General features: G+C 71.0%; 17 protein-coding genes. 5 read left to right on the top strand and 12 right to left on the bottom strand.

Going from position 1 to position 19622, the window contains the following annotated elements; genetic code table 11:
• The 6 genes from ftsW to A5714_RS21540 all read right to left on the bottom strand — a co-directional run.
• Positions 1 to 1473, bottom strand: a 1473-nt coding sequence (gene ftsW, locus A5714_RS21515; RefSeq protein ID WP_369829463.1) for a putative lipid II flippase FtsW, incomplete at its 3' end; no start/stop codon positions are given.
• A gap of 252 nt (positions 1474 to 1725) precedes the next feature.
• Positions 1726 to 3198: a UDP-N-acetylmuramoyl-L-alanine--D-glutamate ligase gene (murD, locus tag A5714_RS21520; RefSeq protein ID WP_068288703.1), complete on the bottom strand. Its 1473-nt coding sequence runs from the start codon at positions 3196 to 3198 to the stop codon at positions 1726 to 1728.
• A complete protein-coding gene (mraY, locus tag A5714_RS21525; protein WP_068288678.1) occupies positions 3198 to 4277 on the bottom strand; it encodes a phospho-N-acetylmuramoyl-pentapeptide-transferase in 1080 nt (359 codons plus the stop codon). Before mraY ends, murD begins: the two co-directional genes overlap by 1 nt.
• A complete protein-coding gene (gene murF, locus A5714_RS21530; RefSeq protein ID WP_068288685.1) occupies positions 4274 to 5923 on the bottom strand; it encodes a UDP-N-acetylmuramoyl-tripeptide--D-alanyl-D-alanine ligase in 1650 nt (549 codons plus the stop codon). Before murF ends, mraY begins: the two co-directional genes overlap by 4 nt.
• Entirely contained in the window at positions 5920 to 7446 is a 1527-nt protein-coding gene (locus A5714_RS21535; protein ID WP_068288687.1) for a UDP-N-acetylmuramoyl-L-alanyl-D-glutamate--2,6-diaminopimelate ligase, read from the bottom strand. Before A5714_RS21535 ends, murF begins: the two co-directional genes overlap by 4 nt.
• 84 nt (positions 7447 to 7530) lie before the next feature.
• Complete coding sequence (locus A5714_RS21540) at positions 7531 to 8136, bottom strand: TetR/AcrR family transcriptional regulator (protein ID WP_068067915.1); 606 nt, start codon at positions 8134 to 8136, stop codon at positions 7531 to 7533.
• Positions 8137 to 8206: 70 nt separating this feature from the next.
• On the opposite strand from A5714_RS21540, the gene A5714_RS21545 reads away from it, so the two are divergent.
• Together A5714_RS21545 and A5714_RS21550 are read left to right on the top strand one after the other, a co-directional pair.
• Positions 8207 to 9307 carry an FAD-dependent monooxygenase gene (locus tag A5714_RS21545; RefSeq protein WP_068288689.1) on the top strand — a complete coding sequence of 367 codons (1101 nt, stop codon included), beginning with the start codon at positions 8207 to 8209 and terminating at the stop codon, positions 9305 to 9307.
• Between the two features lie 159 nt (positions 9308 to 9466).
• Positions 9467 to 9799, top strand: coding sequence for a DUF732 domain-containing protein (locus tag A5714_RS21550; protein WP_068288691.1), 333 nt, complete (start codon positions 9467 to 9469; stop codon positions 9797 to 9799).
• 1 nt (position 9800) lies between these two features.
• On the opposite strand, the gene A5714_RS21555 is transcribed toward A5714_RS21550, so the two are convergent.
• The 5 genes from A5714_RS21555 to A5714_RS21575 form a co-directional block, all read right to left on the bottom strand.
• Positions 9801 to 11858 carry a penicillin-binding protein 2 gene (locus tag A5714_RS21555; protein ID WP_068288693.1) on the bottom strand — a complete coding sequence of 686 codons (2058 nt, stop codon included), beginning with the start codon at positions 11856 to 11858 and terminating at the stop codon, positions 9801 to 9803.
• Positions 11855 to 13081 carry a hypothetical protein gene (locus A5714_RS21560; protein ID WP_068288694.1) on the bottom strand — a complete coding sequence of 409 codons (1227 nt, stop codon included), beginning with the start codon at positions 13079 to 13081 and terminating at the stop codon, positions 11855 to 11857. The genes A5714_RS21555 and A5714_RS21560 overlap by 4 nt, the downstream gene beginning before the upstream one ends.
• The gene (rsmH, locus tag A5714_RS21565; protein WP_156747432.1) at positions 13078 to 14247 is read right to left on the bottom strand and encodes a 16S rRNA (cytosine(1402)-N(4))-methyltransferase RsmH; all 1170 of its coding nucleotides are present in this window, start codon (positions 14245 to 14247) and stop codon (positions 13078 to 13080) included. The genes A5714_RS21560 and rsmH overlap by 4 nt, the downstream gene beginning before the upstream one ends.
• Positions 14222 to 14653, bottom strand: coding sequence for a division/cell wall cluster transcriptional repressor MraZ (gene mraZ, locus A5714_RS21570; protein ID WP_068072534.1), 432 nt, complete (start codon positions 14651 to 14653; stop codon positions 14222 to 14224). The genes rsmH and mraZ overlap by 26 nt, the downstream gene beginning before the upstream one ends.
• A gap of 499 nt (positions 14654 to 15152) precedes the next feature.
• Positions 15153 to 15554, bottom strand: coding sequence for a DUF3040 domain-containing protein (locus tag A5714_RS21575; RefSeq protein WP_068072536.1), 402 nt, complete (start codon positions 15552 to 15554; stop codon positions 15153 to 15155).
• 331 nt (positions 15555 to 15885) lie between these two features.
• On the opposite strand from A5714_RS21575, the gene A5714_RS21580 reads away from it, so the two are divergent.
• Positions 15886 to 16500: an N-acetyltransferase gene (locus tag A5714_RS21580; protein ID WP_068072539.1), complete on the top strand. Its 615-nt coding sequence runs from the start codon at positions 15886 to 15888 to the stop codon at positions 16498 to 16500.
• A 188-nt stretch (positions 16501 to 16688) separates the two neighbouring features.
• Entirely contained in the window at positions 16689 to 17336 is a 648-nt protein-coding gene (locus tag A5714_RS21585; RefSeq protein WP_068288700.1) for a DUF3153 domain-containing protein, read from the top strand.
• A 6-nt stretch (positions 17337 to 17342) separates the two neighbouring features.
• On the opposite strand, the gene A5714_RS21590 is transcribed toward A5714_RS21585, so the two are convergent.
• Positions 17343 to 18239: a mycobacterial-type methylenetetrahydrofolate reductase gene (locus A5714_RS21590; RefSeq protein WP_068072604.1), complete on the bottom strand. Its 897-nt coding sequence runs from the start codon at positions 18237 to 18239 to the stop codon at positions 17343 to 17345.
• A gap of 330 nt (positions 18240 to 18569) precedes the next feature.
• Between A5714_RS21590 and idsA2 the strand changes: the two genes are divergently transcribed.
• Positions 18570 to 19619, top strand: coding sequence for a bifunctional (2E,6E)-farnesyl/geranyl diphosphate synthase (gene idsA2 / locus A5714_RS21595; RefSeq protein ID WP_068072544.1), 1050 nt, complete (start codon positions 18570 to 18572; stop codon positions 19617 to 19619).
• Positions 19620 to 19622: the final 3 nt, after the last annotated feature.

Below are 19622 nucleotides of genomic sequence, written 5' to 3' on the forward strand. Positions count from 1 at the left end.
CCGGACGGGTTTGCGGGGTAGCGCCGGCGGCAGCGCCGCGTCGGGTGTGCGGCCGCCCTTGCGCGGCTTGGCGGGCGCCGCGCCGCCCTTGGCCCGCGTGGGTGCCGCCCGCCCCGCCTGCGGTCGCGGACGCTTGCGGTCGCGCAGCGCGTCCACCCTGCTCGGCAGGTACGGCTCGGGCAGCGGCAACCGCAGCAGCCGGTTCACCTTGTCGTCGCGTCCGGCGCGCAGCGCGGCGACGGCTTCCGGTTCGTGACGGGCCGCGTTGATCATGATGCCGATCATGAAAAGGGTTGCCGCGGTTGATGTTCCGCCCGCCGAGATGAGCGGAAGCTGAATGCCGGTCACGGGCAGGATGCCGATCACGTAGCCGATGTTGATGAACGCCTGGCCCAGCACCCACATGGTCGTGGTGGCCGTCAGCAGCCGCAGGAACGGGTCCGCCGACCGTCGGGCGATCCGCATGCCGGTGTAGGCGAACAGCCCGAACAGCACGAGCAACCCGAACGCGCCGATGAAGCCCAGCTCCTCGCCGATGATGGCGAAGATGAAGTCGTTGTGGGCGTTGGGCAGGTAGTTCCACTTCGCGACGCCCTGGCCCAGGCCGTCGCCGAACACCCCGCCGTGGGCCAGGGCGAACTTGGCCTGCCGGGCCTGATAGCCGGTGTCCATCGGGTCGTTCTCGGGGTCCAGCCACGACTTCACCCGGTCGGAGCGGTACCCGGCGGACATGGCCAGGATGGCGCCGGCGACGAAGACCGCCAGCAGCGAGGTGCCGAAGACCCGCAGCGGCAACCCGGCGTACCACAGCAACGCCAGCAGGATGATGCCCAGTGAGACCGTCTGCCCCAGGTCGGGCTGGGCCACGATGAGCGCCAGGGCGATGACCGCGGCCGGCACCAGCGGGATCAGCATCTCGCGCAGCGTCGCCCGTTCCAGCCGGCGGGTCGCCAGCAGGTGCGCGCCCCAGATGGCGAAGGCGATTTTCGCCAGCTCGGAGGGTTGCATCGAGAAGCCGGCGATGACGAACCACTTCCGGGACCCGTTGGCCAGGTTGCCGATGCCGGGCACCAAGACCAGCACCAGGAGGATGACGGTCACGACATAGCCGGTGAACGCGATCCGCCGCAGAAACCGCACCGACATGCGCAGCGACACGTAGCAGGCGACCAGGCCGATGACCGTCCACAGCACCTGCTTGCCGAAGATCACCCAGGCGGAGCCGTCGTTGTCATACGAGCGCACTCCGGAGGCCGACAGCACCATGATCAGGCCCAGCGTCGTCAGCAGCCCGGCAACGGCGATGATCAGGTGAAACGAGGTCATGGGCCGGCTCAGCCAGGTGCCGAACCGGCTGTGCGAATCCTGCTGGGCCGTCGTGGCCCCCTTGGCCCCCTTGGCCCCGTCGGGCGCTGTGGCCGTCGGGGGCGCCTTGGCCGGGCGGGGCGCGGCGGCGTCCGGGGTCGTCTGCATAGCGTCAGTCTCGGGCTCGTCGGTCTCGGCCGCGGCATCGATATCGACCGATTCGGCAACGGTTTCCGGGACGCCGTCGACAGCGATGGCCTCGTGACTGGAACTGGCGCTGGGATCAGGAACAGGGTCGGCGGCGTCCGCTTCGCCGGCCTCCGCGGGGGCCTCGGCCGGCGTCGGCGCGGGCGAGTCGACGGTCGCGTCGGCCTTCTTTCCCCGGCGCCGCAGCCGGGACAGTGGTCTGGGCACGCCCGCCTACCGGACGGCCAGGCGCACGGCGGCCGCGAACGCGTCACCGCGGTCGGCGTAGCCAGCGAACTGGTCGAACGATGCGCCGGCCGGCGCCAGCAGCACCGTGTCACCCGCGTGGGCCAGAGCACGGGCACCGGCCACGGCGGCGTTCATGACGGCCGCACCGAGAGTGTCACCTCGATGTTTCACGTCAGTCACATCTGTACCAATAACCTCAGCCGTCGCATTCATATCAGCATCCTCGCCTGTCACAACCTGGAGGACGCGGACATCCGGCGCGTGTCGCGATAACGCCTCTGCAACCACTCGACGGTCTTGACCCAGCAGGACGACCCCGACCAGGCGATTTGCGATCCTGGCGACCTCGGCGTCCACGGACGCGCCCTTGAGCAGTCCGCCCGCGATCCACACCACCCGCGGGTAGGCCAGGACGGACGCCTCGGCCGCGTGCGGGTTGGTGGCCTTGGAGTCGTCGACGTAGGTGATGCCGTCGGCCACCGCGACGACCTCGGCGCGGTGCCGGCCCAGCCGGAACGACGCGATCGCCGCCGCGATGGCGTCGGCGGGCCCCCCGACGCTGCGCGCCAGGGCCGCCGCGGCCAAGGCGTCGAGGACCCCGACCGGGCCCGGCACCGGGATGGACGCGGCGGGCAGCAGTACCAGGTCGTCGGCGAAGGCGCGGTCCACCAACTGGCCGTCGCGCACCCCCACCTCGCCCGGGGCCGGCTCGCCGAGGCGAAACCCGGCCCGCACCGGCGCCTGCGCGGTGGGCAGCAGCTGCGCGGCCGGGCCGTCGTCCAGGCCGACGATCGCCACCCGGCCGTTGAGGACCCGGGCCTTGGCGGCGGCGTAGTCGGCGAAAGTGCCGTGCCAGTCGAGGTGATCCTCGGCGATGTTGAGCACCACGCCGGCCTCGGGACGCAGCGACGGCGCCCAGTACAGCTGAAAACTGGAGAGCTCGACGGCCAACAGGTCGGCGGGCTGGTCGAGCACGTCCAGCACGGGGTCGCCGATGTTGCCGCAGAGGAGGCTGCGGCGGCCGGCCGCGATCAGCATGGCGTGCAGCATCGACGTCGTGGTGGTCTTGCCATTGGTCCCGGTCACCACCAGCCAGCGGCGCGGCGGGCCGTAGACCCCGGCCGTGTCCAGTCGCCAGGCGAGCTCGACGTCTCCCCAGATGGGCACCCCGGCCGCCGCGGCGGCCGCCAGGACCGGGGCGCTCGGCTGAAAGCCGGGGCTGGTCACCACCAGCGCATAGTCGGCAATGTTGGCGATGGCGGTCGGCGGGTCGACCGTGTTCACCCCCCGCGCGGCGAACGGCTCGAGCATGCCCGGGTCGTCGTCGCAGACGGTCGGTGTCGCGCCGAACCGCGACAGCGCGGCCTGCACCGCGCGACCGGTGACGCGGCCCCCGGCCACCAGGACCGATGCGCCCGGCGCCAGCGGCACCAGCGACGGGTGTTCGGAACCGCTCATCACGCGCCGGTCGCGGAAAGCCACTCGCCGTAGAAGAGGGCCACCCCCAGGCCGCAGGCGATCGCGGTGAGCAGCCAGAAGCGGATGATGACCGTGGTCTCGGCCCAGCCCGCCAGCTCGAAGTGATGGTGGAAAGGCGCCATCCGAAACACCCGGCGCCCGGTGGTCCGGAAGGCCAGGATCTGCAGCACCACCGAGGTGACCTCGGCGACGAACAGCGAGCCCAGCACGACGGCCAGGATCTCGGTGCGGCTGGTGACCGAGAGGCCCGCGATGATGCCGCCCAGCGCCAGCGAGCCGGTGTCGCCCATGAAGATCTTGGCGGGCGCGGCGTTCCACCACAGGAACCCGATGCAGGCGCCCGCGGTGGCCGCGGCGACGAAGGCCAGATCCAGCGGGTCGCGCACGTTGTAGCAGCCCAGCCCCGGCGAGCTCACGCAGGCGCTGTGGGCCTGCCAGAACGTGATCAGCACGTAGGCGGCGGAGACCATCGCCATACTGCCGGCGGCCAGGCCGTCCAGGCCGTCGGTGAAGTTCACCGCGTTGGACCAGGCGCTGACGACGACGACGCAGAACAGCACGAACAGTCCGGGCGCCAGCGTGACGGTCGCGATCTCGCGCACGTAGGACAGGTCGGCGCTGCCCGGGGTCAGCCCGTTGGCGTTGTGGAACCGCAACGCCAGCACGCCGAAGATCACCGCGGCGGCGACCTGGCCGATGGTCTTGGCGGTCTTGTTCAGGCCCAGGTTGCGCGACCGCCGGATCTTGATCAGGTCGTCGAGGAAGCCCACGCCGCCCAGGGCGGTGGCCAGGCCGAGCACCAGCAGGCCCGACGCCGAGACGCCCTCGCCGTCGAACGCCAGCCCGGCCAGGTGCGTGCCCAGATAGCCCGCCCAGATGCCGGCCAGGATGGCGACGCCGCCCATCGACGGGGTGCCGCGCTTGGCGTGGTGGGTGGGCGGCCCGTCCTCGCGCGTGTGGTGCCCGAACCCTTGCCGGGTGAACAGCCGGATCAGCGCCGGCGTCAGCAGGATCGATACGGTCAGCGCGATCGCGACGGCGATCAGGATCTGCCTCATGAGCCGCCCTCGCGATCGTCACGGCCTGATGGTGACGACCCGCTTCGCCCGGCTTCGCCGCCCTCGCGATCGTCACGGCCTGATGGTGACGACCCGCTTCGCCCGGCTTCGCCGCCCTCGCGATCGTCACGGGCCAGCGCGTCGGCCAGCGCCCCCAGCCCGGCCGCGTTCGACGCCTTGACCAGCACCACGTCGCCCGGCAGCAGTTCGGACCGCAACAACGCCAGTGCGGCGTCGGCGTCGGCGACGCTGACGGCCCCGCGGTCCGCCGCGTCAGGGCCCCACGGTCCCCACGAGCCCTCCATGACCGCTCCGTGGTGCATGGCGCCCATCGACCTCCCACTTCCCACGACAACGAGTCGAGACACATCTAAGCGCACGGCCAGCCGGCCGATGCGATCGTGCTCGGCGATGGCATCGTCGCCCAACTCCGCCATCTCACCGAGCACCGCCCAGCTACGCCGCGGCGGTGCTGCGCCCCCCGGGCCGCGGGCAATCCAGGCCAGCGCCTGCAACCCGGCCTGCATCGAATCCGGGTTGGCGTTGTAGGCGTCGTCGATCACCGTCACCCCGTCGGGGCGGGTGGTGACGTTCATGCGGTGCGCCGACACCGGCCCGGCGGCCGCCAGCGCGGTCGCCACCTGCGCGACGTCGGCGCCACACTGCAGTGCGACGGCCGCGGCGCACAACGCGTTGGTGACCTGATGTTCGCCGTACACCCCGAGCGTCACCTCGGCCGCGCTGTCCATCGCGTGCAGGGTGAACCGCGGCGCGGCCAGGGCGTCCAACGACACGTCGTCCGCCCAGACGTCGCTGGGGCCGGCCGCGGTGTGACTGCTGCGGCTCACCCGGATCACCCAGGCCGGGGTCTGCCCCGCCATCGCCGCCACCATGGGGTCGTCGACGTTGAGCACGACCACCCCGGAGGACGGAACCGACTGCGGCAGTTCGGCTTTGGTGCGGGCGATGGCCTCGCGGGAGCCGAACTCCCCCAGGTGCGCGGTGCCGACGTTGAGCACTACCCCGATCGCCGGCGTGGCGATGCGCGCCAGCGCGGCGATGTTGCCGGGGTGGCGCGCCGACATCTCCAGAACCAGGTAGTCGGTGCGCCGCGTCGCGCGCAGCACCGTCCAGGGGTGTCCCAGCTCGTTGTTGAACGATCCGGGCGGCGCCACCACCTCCCCCAGCGGGGCGAGCACCGCGGCTATCAAGTCCTTGGTCGAGGTCTTGCCCGACGAGCCGGTGATGCCGATGATGGTCAGCCCGCCCGCAACCAGCTCCGCGGCCACCGCCCGCGCCAGCTTCCCCAGCGCGGCCAGCACCGCCGCCCCGGATCCGTCGGTGTCGTGTTCGAGCACCCCGGAGTCCTCGTCATCGGGCGGTCGTGGGGGCACCACGATGGCGGGCACCCCGACGGGCCGGGCGGCGAGCACGGCGACGGCGCCCGACTCGATCGCCGAGGCGGCGTGGTCGTGCCCGTCGGTGCGGGCCCCCGGCAGCGCCAGGAACAACCCCCCGGGACCCACGGCGCGGGAGTCGAATTCAACGGTGCCCGTGACCCGGCGTTCGGCCGCGTCGTCCGGTGAGATGTCGGACAGGGTGCCGCCGACGATCTCGGCGATCTCGGCGACGGTCAGTTCGATCATCGGCGGGCCTGCAGGGCTTCGGCCAGCTCCACCCGGTCGTCGAAGGGGCGCGTCCCCTCGGCGCCGCGCTGCCCGGTCTCGTGACCCTTGCCGGCGATGAGCACCACGTCGCCGGGGCCCGCCCAGTCGACCGCGTGCCTGATCGCCGCGCGCCGGTCGCCGATCTCGACCACGCGGGCGGCGCCGTGCGCGGCGCCGGACAGGATCTCGCGCCGGATCGCCGCCGGGTCCTCGCTGCGCGGATTGTCGTCGGTGACGACGACCAGGTCGGCCAGCTCGGCCGCCGTGGCGCCCATCGGCGCGCGTTTGCCGGGGTCGCGGTCGCCGCCGGCGCCAAACACGACGGCCAGCCGGCGGCCGGGACGCGCCAGCGTGGTCAGCACCGCCCGCAGCGCGCCGGGCTTGTGGGCGTAGTCGACCAGCGCCAGGAAATCCTGGCCGCGGTCGATCTGTTCCATGCGCCCCGGCACCCGGGTCTCCAGCAGACCGCGGGCCGCGTCGTCCACGGCAACCCCGACCGAGTCCAAAACGGCCAGCGCGACAAGGCAATTCGCGACGTTGTAGGCACCGGGCAGCCGGACCCCGACCCGGTGCTGACCGCCGGAGGGGTCGACGACGGTGAACTGCTGGCCCCCGGCGCCCAGCGGCGCCACGTCCCGGGCCCGCCAGTGTGCGGGTTGGTCGCCGGCGCTGACGGTGATCGCGTCCCCGGCCCGGGCGGCCATGGCGCGCCCGGCGTCGTCGTCCACGCACACCACCGCCCGGCGGGCCCGCAACGGCGATCGCGGGTCGAACAGCAGGGCCTTGGCTTCGAAGTAATCCTCCATGCTGGGGTGGAAGTCCAGGTGGTCGCGGGACAGGTTGGTAAAACCGCCCACCGCGAACGCGGTGCCGTCCACCCGGCCCAACGCCAGCGCGTGGCTGGACACCTCCATGACGACGGTGTCCACGCCGTCTTCGACCATGGCCGCCAGCATGGCCTGCAGGGCGGGGGCCTCCGGGGTAGTCAGCGCGCTGGGGATGTCGGCCCCGTCCACGCGGATGCCGATGGTGCCGATCAGCCCGGCCGTCCGCCCGGCGGCGCGCAGCCCGGCCTCGATCAGATAGGTCGTGGTGGTCTTGCCCGACGTGCCGGTGATGCCCACCATCGTCAGACGCTGCGACGGGTGGCCGTACACCGTGGCGGCCAGGCCCCCCAGCACACCGCGCGGATCCGGGTGCACCAATGTCGGGACGTCGAGCTTGCCCAGTTGGGCGACCCCGGCGGCGTCGGTGAGGACCGCGGCAGCGCCGCGATCCAGGGCTTCGGCGGTGTACCGGGCGCCGTGCGTCGTCGCCCCCGGCAGCGCCGCGAACAGGTCGCCCGGGCGGACGTCCTGGGCCCGCAGCGTCACGCCGGTGATGGACAGGTCCGGAACCGTGGTGGCGCCGCCCGTCACCCGCGCGCCGACCTGCGCGGCCAGCGCCGGCAGTCGCGCGCCCGCCACGGCGCCGGGCCGCAGCCCCGTGGGCACCGACACCAGTCACCACCTCCATAGCCATGATCGGCCATGACACCCTACCTAGGCGGGGGACCGACGAGCCGCTCCCGCGCCCGCGGTGCGCCGTCACCGGGTGCCGCGGTGCTCCAGCAGCGGCAGGAAGATGGTGTCGACGATCTCCTCGATGGCCTCGTCGGGCAACGGCCGCAACGTCATCAGGAGCTCGTACCGGAACAGGTCCACCGGCAGCCGCGCGATGCGCTTGGTGACCCGGCGGGGGTCGAGCTCGCCACGGTCGGCGGCCCGTTGGATGACCTGTTCCACGGCCGCCTCACGGTCGCCGTGCACGAATTCCTTGAGGTCGGCGAGGCTGCTACCGGTCTGCTCGTAAAAACCGCCCAACCGGGTCAGCAGCAGCGCCACCAGGCCCACCCGCACCCGGTTCGCCTCCTGCAGCAGGGCGATGATGTCGCCCCGCAGGCTGCCCGTGTCGGGCACCCGGACCACCTCAAGGCGCGCCTGGCGTGCCAGCGCCGCCCGCACCAGTTCCTGCTTGTTGGGCCAGCGCCGGTAGAGCACGGCCCGGCTGGTGCCCGCTCGCACGGCGACGGCGTCGATGGTCATGTCGTCGTAGCCGCGTTCGGTCAGCTCCGTCCAGGCCGCGTCCAGCAGCGCCTCCTCGAGCGCGGCACCGCGACGGCGCTGGGGCCCGTCGGCCGACTTAAGAGACATTGCGTTTCCTAGCGCTCCGGCTTATCGTTTGGATACGTAACGTATCTTATACCGAGGAAGGAGCCACTCCGTGCGCATTCTCATCTCCGGTGCGGGCATCGCCGGCCTGAGCACGGCCATCGACCTGGGCGCCGACGGCCACGACGTCACCATCGTCGAGCGCGCGACCCATCTGCGGGTCAACGGCTCCCCGATCGACATTCGCGGGGATTCCATCGCCGTCGCAGGAAAGATGGGCGTGCTGGATCGGATCCGCGCGCACCGGGTGGACATGACCGAGCGCGTGCAGTTCGTCGACAGCGACGGCACCGTGGTGGCCGAGCCGCCGCCGGACCTGATCAACGACAGCGCCGACGACATCGAGATTCCCCGCGAAGATCTCACCACGATCCTGTACGACAGCCTCGGACCGTCCACCCGGTTGCGGTTCGGCGAATCCATCGCCGCGCTTGGCGACGACGGCGCCGGGGTGGACGTCCGGTTCGCCTCGGGTGCGCGGGAGCGTTACGACGTGGTGGTGGGCGCCGACGGAATGCATTCGGCGGTACGGCGATTCGCGTTCGGACCCGAGCGGAAATTCTTGCGCCACCTGGGGTTTTACGTGGCCTTGGGCGCCCTGCCCGGCTACACGCCGACCGGCCGCGAAAACCCGATGTACAACTTTCCCGGCCACCTGGCCGGCATCGCCGCCTACAACGATAAGGCTTTGGCGGTGTTGATGTTTCGCTCGCGCTGGCTCGACTACGACTATCACGACCTGGCGGCGCAGAAACGTCTGCTGGCCGACGCCTTCGCCGGTCACGACGAGTGGCGGATTCCCGAATTGGTCTCGGCGGCCGTCGCCGACCCGGAACTCTACTTCGACTCGGTGAGCCAGATTCACATGGACGCTTGGCATCTGGGTCGCGTCGTGTTGGTCGGTGACGCCGCGCATTGCGCCTCACCGCTGTCCGGTCGCGGCACCAGCCTCGCTCTCATGGGCGCCTGGTTCCTGGCGCGGGCGCTGCGGGATCATCCCGGCGACATCGAGCGCGCGTTCGAGCAGTACGAGCGCGACCAACGGCCGCACGCCGACCGCTGTCAGGCCACCGCGGCGCCCGGGGGTGAGCACCTGGTCCCGGTCACACAGGAGCAGATCGACGAGCGTAACCGCGCGTTCGGTGCCGCCTGAGTGGGCCACTGTTGAACCGTTGCGAGAGCGGGACTCTCGCACCGGGCGGTGACCAACAGCAACACCGCACCCGAGGCACAGCAAACCTTAAGTACGCATGTCCATGTTTTAATCATGGGGATATTAAAGGTTAATGGTTGGAAGACGACTCTGACTGCGGTGGCCGCCGGGGTGGGCGCGGCCACGGCCGTCGGGGTGGCGCCGTTGGCCCATGCCGCCCCGACGGCCCGACAACACACCCCGCGAGATTTCTTGGCGGCCGTGCGAACGTCCGGCGTCACCGGCACCGACCCGGCGATGCTCGAAGACGGCTACAGCGTGTGCTGGCAGCTGTGGAACGGGCGCGTCCCACCCAACCGGGTGGTGGCGGGGCTGCAACACGACTACCCGCAGCTCACCGTCGACCAAGCCGCCGATTTCGTCAAGGCCGCCTATGCCGACCTGTGCCCGGTGCCGGGCGCCTACGACTACTGGGCCTACAGCACCAGCTGACTCAGGTGGCCTGCAACGTCAGCGGCGGGCCCGGATCCGGTGAGAGCGGGACGTTTTCACGCTGCATCAGCCAGCCCGCGATGTTGTGGAACAGCGGGGCGGCCGAGTGGCCGGGCGTACCGTCGGCGTTGCGCTCGGGGTTGTCCATCATGATGCCGATGACGTAGCGGGGGTTGTCGACGGTGGCCATCCCCGCGAACGTGATCCAGTAGACGTTGTCGAAGTAACAACCGCAGGCCGGGTTGATCTGCTGCGCGGTGCCCGTCTTGCCCGCCATCTGGTAGCCCGGCACGGCGGCCGACGGGCCGGTGCCCTGCTGGTAGCCCATCGGATCGCGCTGCACCACCGAGCGCAACATGTTGCGCACGGTCTGGGCCGTCTGCGCGGACACCACCCGCACACCGTCCGGTTTGGGTTCCTCGGTGCGGGTGCCGTCGGGAGCGATGGTGGCCTTGATGATGCGCGGGGGGATGCGCACCCCGTCGTTGGCGATGGCCTGGTACATGTCGGCCATTTGCAGCAGCGTCATCGAAAGGCCTTGTCCGATCGGCAGGTTGGAGAAGGTGCTGCCCGACCATTGATCGATCGGCGGAACCAGCCCAGCACTCTCACCGGGCAATCCCACGTTGGTGCGTTGGCCCAGGCCGAATTTGCGGACCATGTCGTAAAAACGTTCCGGCCCGACGCGCTGCGCCAACATCAACGTGCCGACGTTGGAGGACTTTCCGAAGACCCCCGTGGTGGTGTACGGCATCACCCCGTGGTCCCAGGCGTCGTGGATGGAGACGCCGCCCATCTGGATGGTCCCGGGCACCTGCAGCACCTCGTCGGGGTTCGACAGGCCGTATTCGATGACGGAGGAGGCGGTGATGACCTTGTTCACGGAGCCGGGCTCGAACGGCGAGGACACCGCCAGGTTGCCCAACTGCTTGTTGGCCTGCCTCCCGATGTCCTGGGAGGGGTCAAAGGTGTTGTCGTTGGCCATCGCCAGGACCTCACCGGTCTTGGCGTCCAGGACCACAGCCGACACGTCGTGCGCGCCAGACACGTCCTTGGCCTGCTGCACCTGCTGCTGCACGTAGAACTGGATGTCGTCGTCGAGGGTGAGCTGGACCATGGAGCCGTTGACCGCCCGGTGCCGGTTGCGGTAACTGCCGGGGATGACGACGCCGTCCGAACCGCGGTCGTAGGTGACCGAACCGTCGGTCCCGGACAGCACGGAATCCATGGATTCCTCGAGGCCGAGCAGGCCGTGCCCGTCCCAGTCGATACCGCCGATGATGTTGGCAGCCAACGATCCACCCGGATACTGCCGCAGGTCCTGGCGCTCAGAGCCGACCTCGGGGAACTTGTCCGAGATGGCGCTGGCGACCGCGGGGTCGACGGCGCGGGCCAGGTAAACGAAGTTGTCGTCGCTTTGCAGCTTCTTCAAAATCGTTGCGGCGTCCGGCTTGTTGCTCAGGCGGGTGGCCACTTCCTTCGCGATGTCCTTGAGCCGCTGTTGCGGGTCGGGCGCGGCCGAGTTCTTGCTCTTGGCCTCGTCGAGTTGCTTGTGAATCCGCTTCGGCTGGAACGTGAGCGCCCGCGACTCGATCGTGAAGGCCAGCTGATTCTTCATCCGGTCGATGATGCTGCCCCGCACCGCCTTTTCCACGTCGGTGACCTTCAGCTGTCCGGCGGCTTGGGCGCGCAGCGTCGGCGCGTTGGTGACCTGCAAGACGAACAGTTGCGCCGCGGCCACCAACATCAACACCAGGATCGCCACATTGCCGGCGCGGTGCCTGAAGACGAACGACGCACCCCGGGCGCCGACCTGGACGACCTGACGGGTGCGACGTTGCCGCGCGGAGTGCCCGGGCGGCGCGTCCGCCGACGGACGCTGCGCCGCGCGCGTCCCCTTGGCTTTTCGCACGCGGCCGGGCTCGGCGACGTCGTTCCCCTGTGGCTTCAGGCGCCGCTTCGGTTGTCGAAAGCCCTTGTCCTCCGGGTCTTTTCGGGGCCCACGCGCCGGCCGGGCCGACTGCGTCCGACGTGCACGCGGCTGGTCTCCTCGACTCACCTGGGCACACCCGGCGTCGCAGCAACCGCGGGACCCGGCACGGCGCCGGTGCTCGGCGGTACGCCCGGGCGGCCCAACTGCACGGGCACCGGGATTTCGGCGGGCAGCGGCGCAGGCGCCTGGCTGGGAGCAGGAACGGGCAACCCGCCCAACGGAATCGACACCTCAGCGGGGACGGGGGCGGTCGCCGGTCCGGCCGGCATCGGCAGCCCCGGCGTCGGCAAGCCCGGCAGCGCGAAGCCCGGCGCGGTCGACGCTGGGGGCAGCACGCCGGGCAGAGCACCCGTCGCCGGTCCACCTGGCATGCCGGGCAGCGTACCCGGCAGGGGCACGCCGGGTACGGCAGGCGCGCCGGGCACCGACGGCACCGGCGCCGGCAGGTGCTGGCCGCCCACGGTCGAGGCGCCGTCGGGGGCGCGCAGCAACGCTTCCGGTCCGGGCCTGGCGGGCGGGGCGGGGTCGCCGGGAGCAGCGCCCACCCGGATCGGCACCTCCGGCGGCGCGGCCGGCGGCGGCGGGGGCGGCACAGCGCCGGGGTCCGGGAGCTTGGAGTTCAGCGGCGGGGGCGGCACGCCGTCGGCCGGCTTCGGCGTCCCGACGACGACCCAGTTTCCCGACGCGTCCTGCACCAGGTGCGCGGTGTCCTTGGTGGGGATCATGCCCTGCTTGCGGGCGGCCTCCGCCAGCGCCGGCGCCGCTTCCGCCTCGCGCACATCGCGTTCCAGGGCTTCCTTCTGCTGCTGCAGCAACCGGTTCTTCTCCCGGGCGTGGCTCAACTGATAGGACCGCTCTGCGGAGTCGGTCGAAAGCCACAGCGTCAACCCGAGGCCGATGCCCAGCGCCCCGATCACCAGCACCACGAACGGCACCTTGCTGGCCAGCGTCCGCGGCCGCAGGTCCACCGACGCGAGCCGGTCGGCCAACCTTTCGGTCAGGCGCGGGCGAATAACCTTGGGCGCCTTGGCCTTACGGGCCTTCGCTCGGGCCTTGGCCTGGCTGGTGCTCTTGGGCCGGGCCGGACGCTCTACCGGGCGGGTGATGGGGCTCGTCTGCGGGCCCGACTTGGGCGTGCGCGCCTCACGGGCGGGCGCCGTGGTCTTGCCCGCCCGCCGCGTGGAGCCGGGCTCGGCGGCCACGCGCCGGGTCCGCCGGGCCGCACCCTGGCGAGTGCCCCGACGCTCGCCACCACCGCGCCGCTTCGGCGTCTCGCGCTCCGCCCTCATGAGTCGCCCCTCCCGGTCGGTGATTGCATCCTGTGTTCCATGCGTTGCAAAGCCCGCAGCCGGACCGCGGCGCTACGCGGATTGCGTTCGATCTCTGCGGGTTCCGCCCGGCCGGCGCCGTGCGTCAGCGACCGGAAGCGGGGCTCGTGCCCGGGCAGTTCGACCGGCAGGTCCACCGGGGTGCGCGAGGCGACGGCGTCGGCGAACAACCGTTTGACGATCCGGTCCTCCAGCGACTGGTAGGCCAGCACCACGACGCGCCCACCGACGGCGAGCGCGTCCAACGCGAGCGGGAGCGCCTCACGCAGCGAGTCCAGTTCGTCGTTGACCGCGATCCGCAGCGCTTGGAAGGTGCGCTTGGCGGGATGCCCGCCGCTGCGCCGCGCCGGGGCCGGAATCGCTTGGTAGAGCAGCTCGACCAACTCAGCGGTCCGGGTGAACGGCGCGCGGGCGCGTTGCCGCACGATGCGTGCGGCGATGCGGCGGGCGAACCGCTCTTCGCCGTAGCGGTGCAGGATGTCGGCCAGCGCCGTCTCGTCGTAGGTGTTGACGATGTCGGCGGCGGTCAGCGACGCCTGCGGATCCATCCGCATGTCCAGCGGGGCGTCCTGGGCGTAGGCGAAGCCGCGCTCGGAGCGGTCGAGCTGCATCGACGACACGCCGAGGTCGAAGAGCACGCCGTCGATCGATTCGGTTGCGGCGTAACCGGATGCGGTGAGCGCGTCGGCGATGCCGTCGTATCGGGTGTGCACCAGGGTGACCCGGTCGGCGAACGGCGCCAACCGTTGGCGCGCGATCTGCAGCGCGCTGGGGTCGCGGTCCAGCCCGATCAGCCGCAAGCCCGGCAACTCGGTGAGAAATCGCTGGGCGTGCCCGGCCGCGCCGAGGGTCGCGTCGACCAGGACGGCGCCCGAACCGTCGGCGTGCCGGCGGGTCAGGGCGGGGGTCAGCAGTTCGACGCAGCGTTCCAGCAGGACGGGGACATGTCCGAAATCGTGCGGATCGTCAACCACCGCAACACCTCCGGGGATCGGGCGAGACGCCCCTGCATCGAGGTCCCTGTCCGAAGGCACGAACCTGGCGTTGGGGAAGTACGCCAGGGTCGGTTCGGGCAGAGGCCACGTTGCACGGGCATGCGCCTCAGATAATGTCGCCGAGTGCTTCATCGCTGGCCGCGGAGAAGTTCTCTTCGTGGGTCTCTTGGTAGTCCTGCCAGGCCTGCGCGTCCCAGATTTCGAGGTTGTCGATCGCCCCGATGACCACGCAATCCTTCGACAGGTTTGCGTAGCGCCGGTGGTCGGCCGACAGGGTGATGCGGCCCTGGGCGTCGGGGTGCTGCTCGTCGGTGCCGGCGGCGAGGTTGCGCAGGAACGCCCGGGCCTCGGGATTGCTCCGCGAGGCCTTGCTCGCCCGGCGGGCCAGCTGTTCGAACTCCGCCCGCGGGTAGACCGCGAGGCTGTGGTCTTGGCTCTTGGTGACCATCAACCCCCCTGCCAGCGCGTCGCGGAACTTGGCGGGCAGCGTGAGCCGCCCCTTGTCGTCGAGTTTGGGCGTGTAGGTGCCGAGAAACACCTGCTCACCTCCCCTGTGGGGTCACCCAAACACTGCAGTCACCATACCCCACTCTCCCCCACTTCGCCCCATTGTTAGGGCGTGGTGCCGCCGTTTTCTGCGTTTCCGCCCGTCGAGAGGCGCCGATACGCCCCGATGTCGGGCGCCGGGCGGTGTGGCGGCGCGACGGCGGGCTATCGCAGCGATGGTAAAACCCCAGTTCAGAGGCGCAATCTGCGTCGGGTGGGGCATTGTGGGGCGACTCGGTGGGGCGGTGTAGGGCCTGCCGCCCAGCCCACGTCGCGGTTAGGGCTCGATTGGGACGCCAATCGGCATCGGCGGCCCCGCCGGCGTGCCTGCGGCCCGTCGAACCTGCGACGATGACGCCTACTGCCGCAACACCTTCCGTCTCACGCCGACACCACCTAACCCGCGCAACAAAACGGGGCAGCCGATGGCTGCCCCGTTTGATGTGTCGAGTGGGTCGAAGTGGTGCCTGCCGCCACTACTCTTCGAAGACCTACTCTTCGAAGCGACGGCGGAACCGGTCCTCCATGCGGCTGGTGAACGAACCGCCACCCCTGCCGCGCCGCTGGCGCAGCGTGCCGGGCGCCGGCGCCGAGTGGTCCGGCCTCCCGGAGAGCCGCGGGCCGGTGATCGCGAACACGACCCCGCCGAACATGACGATGAACCCGAAGACACTGAGGATCGGGAACGTTCCGATCATCGTGGCCTTGAACGCCACTCCGGAGACCAGCATCGCTAGACCGAGGACGAACAACGCCGCGCCCTGCAGGCGGCGCCGCGCGGTGGGTGCGCGGAATCCGCCGCCGCGAACGCTCGACGCGAACTTGGGGTCCTCGGCATAGAGAGCGCTCTCGATCTGATCGAGCATCCGCTGCTCATGATCGGAGAGTGGCATTCGTCCCTCCTTGCCGACAGTGTTGGCGCGTCACTATCGATAGCACGCGGATGCCCCTTGCGCGGGCAACTATCTCAAATGATACGAGGTGGATCTGCCCCATACCACTGGTTCTGCGCCGATTCTATCCCTGCCGCGCACGAGCCGGGCGGGGGTGGCGTGCCCGCAATCGGGTTGTCCCGGCGGCCGACCCGCCACATCGGGTCAAGCGACCGCCCGTCGCGTGACTTCGCCCGGGCCCGATAATGGCGATGGCGCTCGGCCGCACGCGATCGTCGGCGAGCGCCGCGGGTCTAAACGGTGTCGGCGAAGACGAGGAGGGCTGCGCGCGGTGGCGGTATTCCTCATCGATCTGCAGCCCAGTGACATGGAGCGGCGGCTCAAGGAGGCGCTCACGGTTTACGTCGACGCCATGCGCTACCCGCGCGGCACCGAGAACCAGCGGGCCGCGATGTGGCTGGAGCACATTCGGCGGCGCGGCTGGCGCGGGGTCGGCGTTGTCGAGACCGACGCGGTCGCAGCCGCGGGCACCGGCGATGCCGCACCGGCGGCCGCCGAACTGACGGACGCACCGCTGCTGGGCATCGCCTACGGCTACCCGGGCGCGCCCGGGCAATGGTGGCAACAGCAGGTGGTGCTGGGCTTGCAGCGCGGCGGCGCACCGCCCCAGGAGATCGCGCGCCTGATGGACAGCTACTTCGAGCTCACCGAGTTGCACATTCACCCCCGTGCCCAGGGTCAAGGCCTGGGCGAGGCGCTGGCCCGGCGCCTGCTCGCCGGGCGCCCGGAGAAGAACGTGCTGCTCTCCACCCCCGAGACCACCGGCGAGCCCAACCGCGCCTGGCGGCTGTACCGACGGCTGGGGTTCACCGACATCATCCGCCGCTACCATTTCGCCGGCGACCCGCGGGCGTTCGCCATCCTGGGCCGCGAGCTGCCGCTGTAGCCGGGCGGCCGCCGGGCCGACCGGCCCTACCGCTGTAGCCGGGCGGCCGCCGGGCCGACCGGCCCTGCCTGTCCGCGACCGCCATCTGGCACGATGACCTGGTGCGCGCCAGCCCTCATACTCGGAGCCGCAACCACCCGGCACGCCCCGGCGGCTCCGCGCGGCGGCGCCGGCTGCTGGCGCTGGCGATGCTGTTGCTGGTGGTTCCGCTGGCCACCGGATGCCTGCGGGTGCGGGCGTCCCTCACCGTCTCTCCCGACGACCGGGTGTCCGGCGAGATCGTCGCGGCGGCTAAACCCAAGACGCCCAAGGACACCGGCCCGCAGCTCGACACGAACAACCTGCCGTTCGGGCAGAAGGTCGCGGTGTCCAACTACGACAGCGACGGTTACGTCGGCTCGCAGGCGGTGTTCTCCGACCTGACCTTCGCCGAGCTGCCGCAGCTGGCCAACATGAACTCCGACGCGTCCGGGGTGAACCTGTCGCTGCGCCGCAACGGCAACCTGGTGATCTTGGAGGGCCGCGCCGATCTGACCTCGGTCACCGACCCCGAGGCCGACGTCGAGCTCACCGTCGCCTTCCCCGGGGTGGTGACCTCGACGAACGGTGACCGGGTCGAGCCCGAGGTGGTGTCCTGGAAGCTCAAGCCCGGCGTGGTCAGCAACATGACCGCCCAGGCCCGCTACACCGACCCCAACACCCGCTCCCTGACCGGGGCGGGCGTCTGGCTGGGCATCGCGTCGTTCGCGGCCGCCGGAGTGGTGGCGCTGCTGGCCTGGAACAGCCGCGACCGGTCGCCGCGCCTCACCGCGCCGCGCGACCAGCCACCCAGGTAAGGCCAGCTACGAACGCTGTCCGGGCGCCCAGTAGGCCAGCATCTCCGCGAACGTCTGGAAAGCCGGTCGCGAGTTCCCGTAGGTGGCCTCGAGGTGGATGCTCAGCGGGAAGCCGAGCTCAGCCACGCCGTCGATCACGCGTTTGTAGAGGTCGACCATGAGTTGGCGCTTGCGGGCCGGCTCGCAGCCCGCCAACTCCTTGACGAAGGCCTGCTCGTCAGCGACGGCGGCGTTGCCCGGATCCTGGATGAGCCAATTGATCAGGCCCACCCGGCTTTCCACCTGCGGGACGAAACCGAACGACAGCAGGATCTCGGGGCGGTGATCGGTCTGCTTGGCGAAGTCGGTGAGGAAGTCGACGATGGCGGTCGAATAGAGCAGCTGGGTCATGCCGTAGGTGGCGCCCTGGTCGCACTTGAAGTTGAACCGGCCCTGTTCCCCGTCGCGGGTGGGGATCAGGATGACGCCGCGGTTGCGCACCACCTCGCGGTAGATCGACAGCGCGTCGGTCGGCGCGACGCCGGACCCCTCGCCGTCGTTCATCGTGCGAGGCACCCCCACGAACACCACGCCCTCCATGCCGGCGTCGGTGAGCGCGACCAGGCGCTCACGCAGCGCGTGCTCGTCCATGAAGGCGGTGACCTGGGTACACAGGCCGCCGAAACCCGGGAGCTCCGGCTTCACGATCGACCAGAAGTCCAGGACGTCGAGTTTGGGCTTCATCTCGATGGGCCGGTCGTCGTCCTCGGCGATGATGCCCGGGATCATGACGTGCCGGAGCCGACCCTGCAGTCCGCAGTCCGCGGCGTTTCGCACCACCTTCCGCGCCTCCTCGAGCGCCCGCTCCCGGCCTTCGTCGGCGTTCGGCGGCACCAGTTCGAGCGCAATGGTGTTGAGGGTCACGCGGGTTGTCTCCATCCGACGTCGATTGGGGAGTGCTGGGGTCTGCCCGGCGGCGCCGCACCGGGCCGCACCGCGCGGCGCGAGCGCCCCCGCCAGCATAGGCGGGCGCCCGGCGCCGGACTCCGGCGCAATAGTAAGGCAGTCGAAGCATCCCTTCGAGGCCGCCGACGCGCGCCCCGCCTCCGGTCGGCCCGCGGCGCCACGACCGCTGGCCGCGGGCGCTAATACACTGGTCGGGCTACGAACACCCGGACCTCATCCGGGCCATCGAGGGCCATCGAGCGGAGAGGGGCGATCGCGCTGAGCGTCGAAGCAGCCGCAACCGTCGAGTTGACCGGCGCCATCACCGACCAACTCCGCCGCTACATGCGCGACCGGCGCGCCGAGACGACCCACATCGGGCCCGACTACGACGCTCTGATCGCGATCCTGGAGGACTTCGTGCTCGGCGGCGGCAAGCGGCTGCGGCCGGCGTTCGCTTACTGGGGCTGGCGGGCCGTGGCCGATGACGCGCCCGACGACCAGGCGCTGCAACTGTTTTCCGCCCTCGAACTGCTGCACGCGTGCGCGCTCGTGCACGATGACGTGATCGACGACTCGTCCACCCGCCGGGGCCGCCCCACCGTGCACGTGCAGTTCGCGGCGCTGCACCGCGACCGCGGCTGGCGGGGCTCGGCGGAACGGTTCGGGACCTCGGCGGCCATCCTGCTCGGTGACCTCGCCCTGTCGTGGGCCGACGACATCGCCTTCGGGGTGGACCTGACGCCCGAGGCGCACCGGCGCGTCCGGCGGGTCTGGGCGGACATCCGCACCGAGGTCTTGGGCGGCCAGTACCTCGACATCGTCGCCGAGGCCAGCGGCGCGGAATCGATCGCCTCCGCCATGACCGTCGACACCTTCAAGACCGCCTGCTACACGGTGTCGCGGCCACTGCAGCTCGGGGCGGCCGCGGCGGCCGACCGGCCCGACGTCCACGAGCTGTTCGGCCGGTTCGGCACCGACCTCGGGGTGGCCTTCCAGTTGCGCGACGACGTCCTGGGCGTGTTCGGGGACCCGAAGCTCACCGGCAAGCCGTCGGGCGACGACCTGCGCTCCGGTAAGCGCACGGTGCTGCTGGCCGAGGCGCTGGAACTGGCCGAGCAGTCCGACCCGTCGGCGGCCGAGCAGCTACGGACCGCCATCGGCGCGCAGCTCTCGGACGCGGACGTCGACCGGCTGCGCGAGGTCATCGACTCCGTCGGCGCCCTGGCCGCGGCCGAGCGGCGCATCACCGCGCTGACGCAGCGCGCGTTGGACGCGCTGGCGGCCGCGCCCATCGACAGCGCAGCCAAGGCGGGGCTGTCCCAGCTGGCCGCGATGGCCACGGACCGGTCCGCGTGAGCA

Origin of the sequence: Mycobacterium sp. E2462, assembly GCF_001672685.1 — a bacterium.
Lineage (GTDB): Bacteria > Actinomycetota > Actinomycetes > Mycobacteriales > Mycobacteriaceae > Mycobacterium.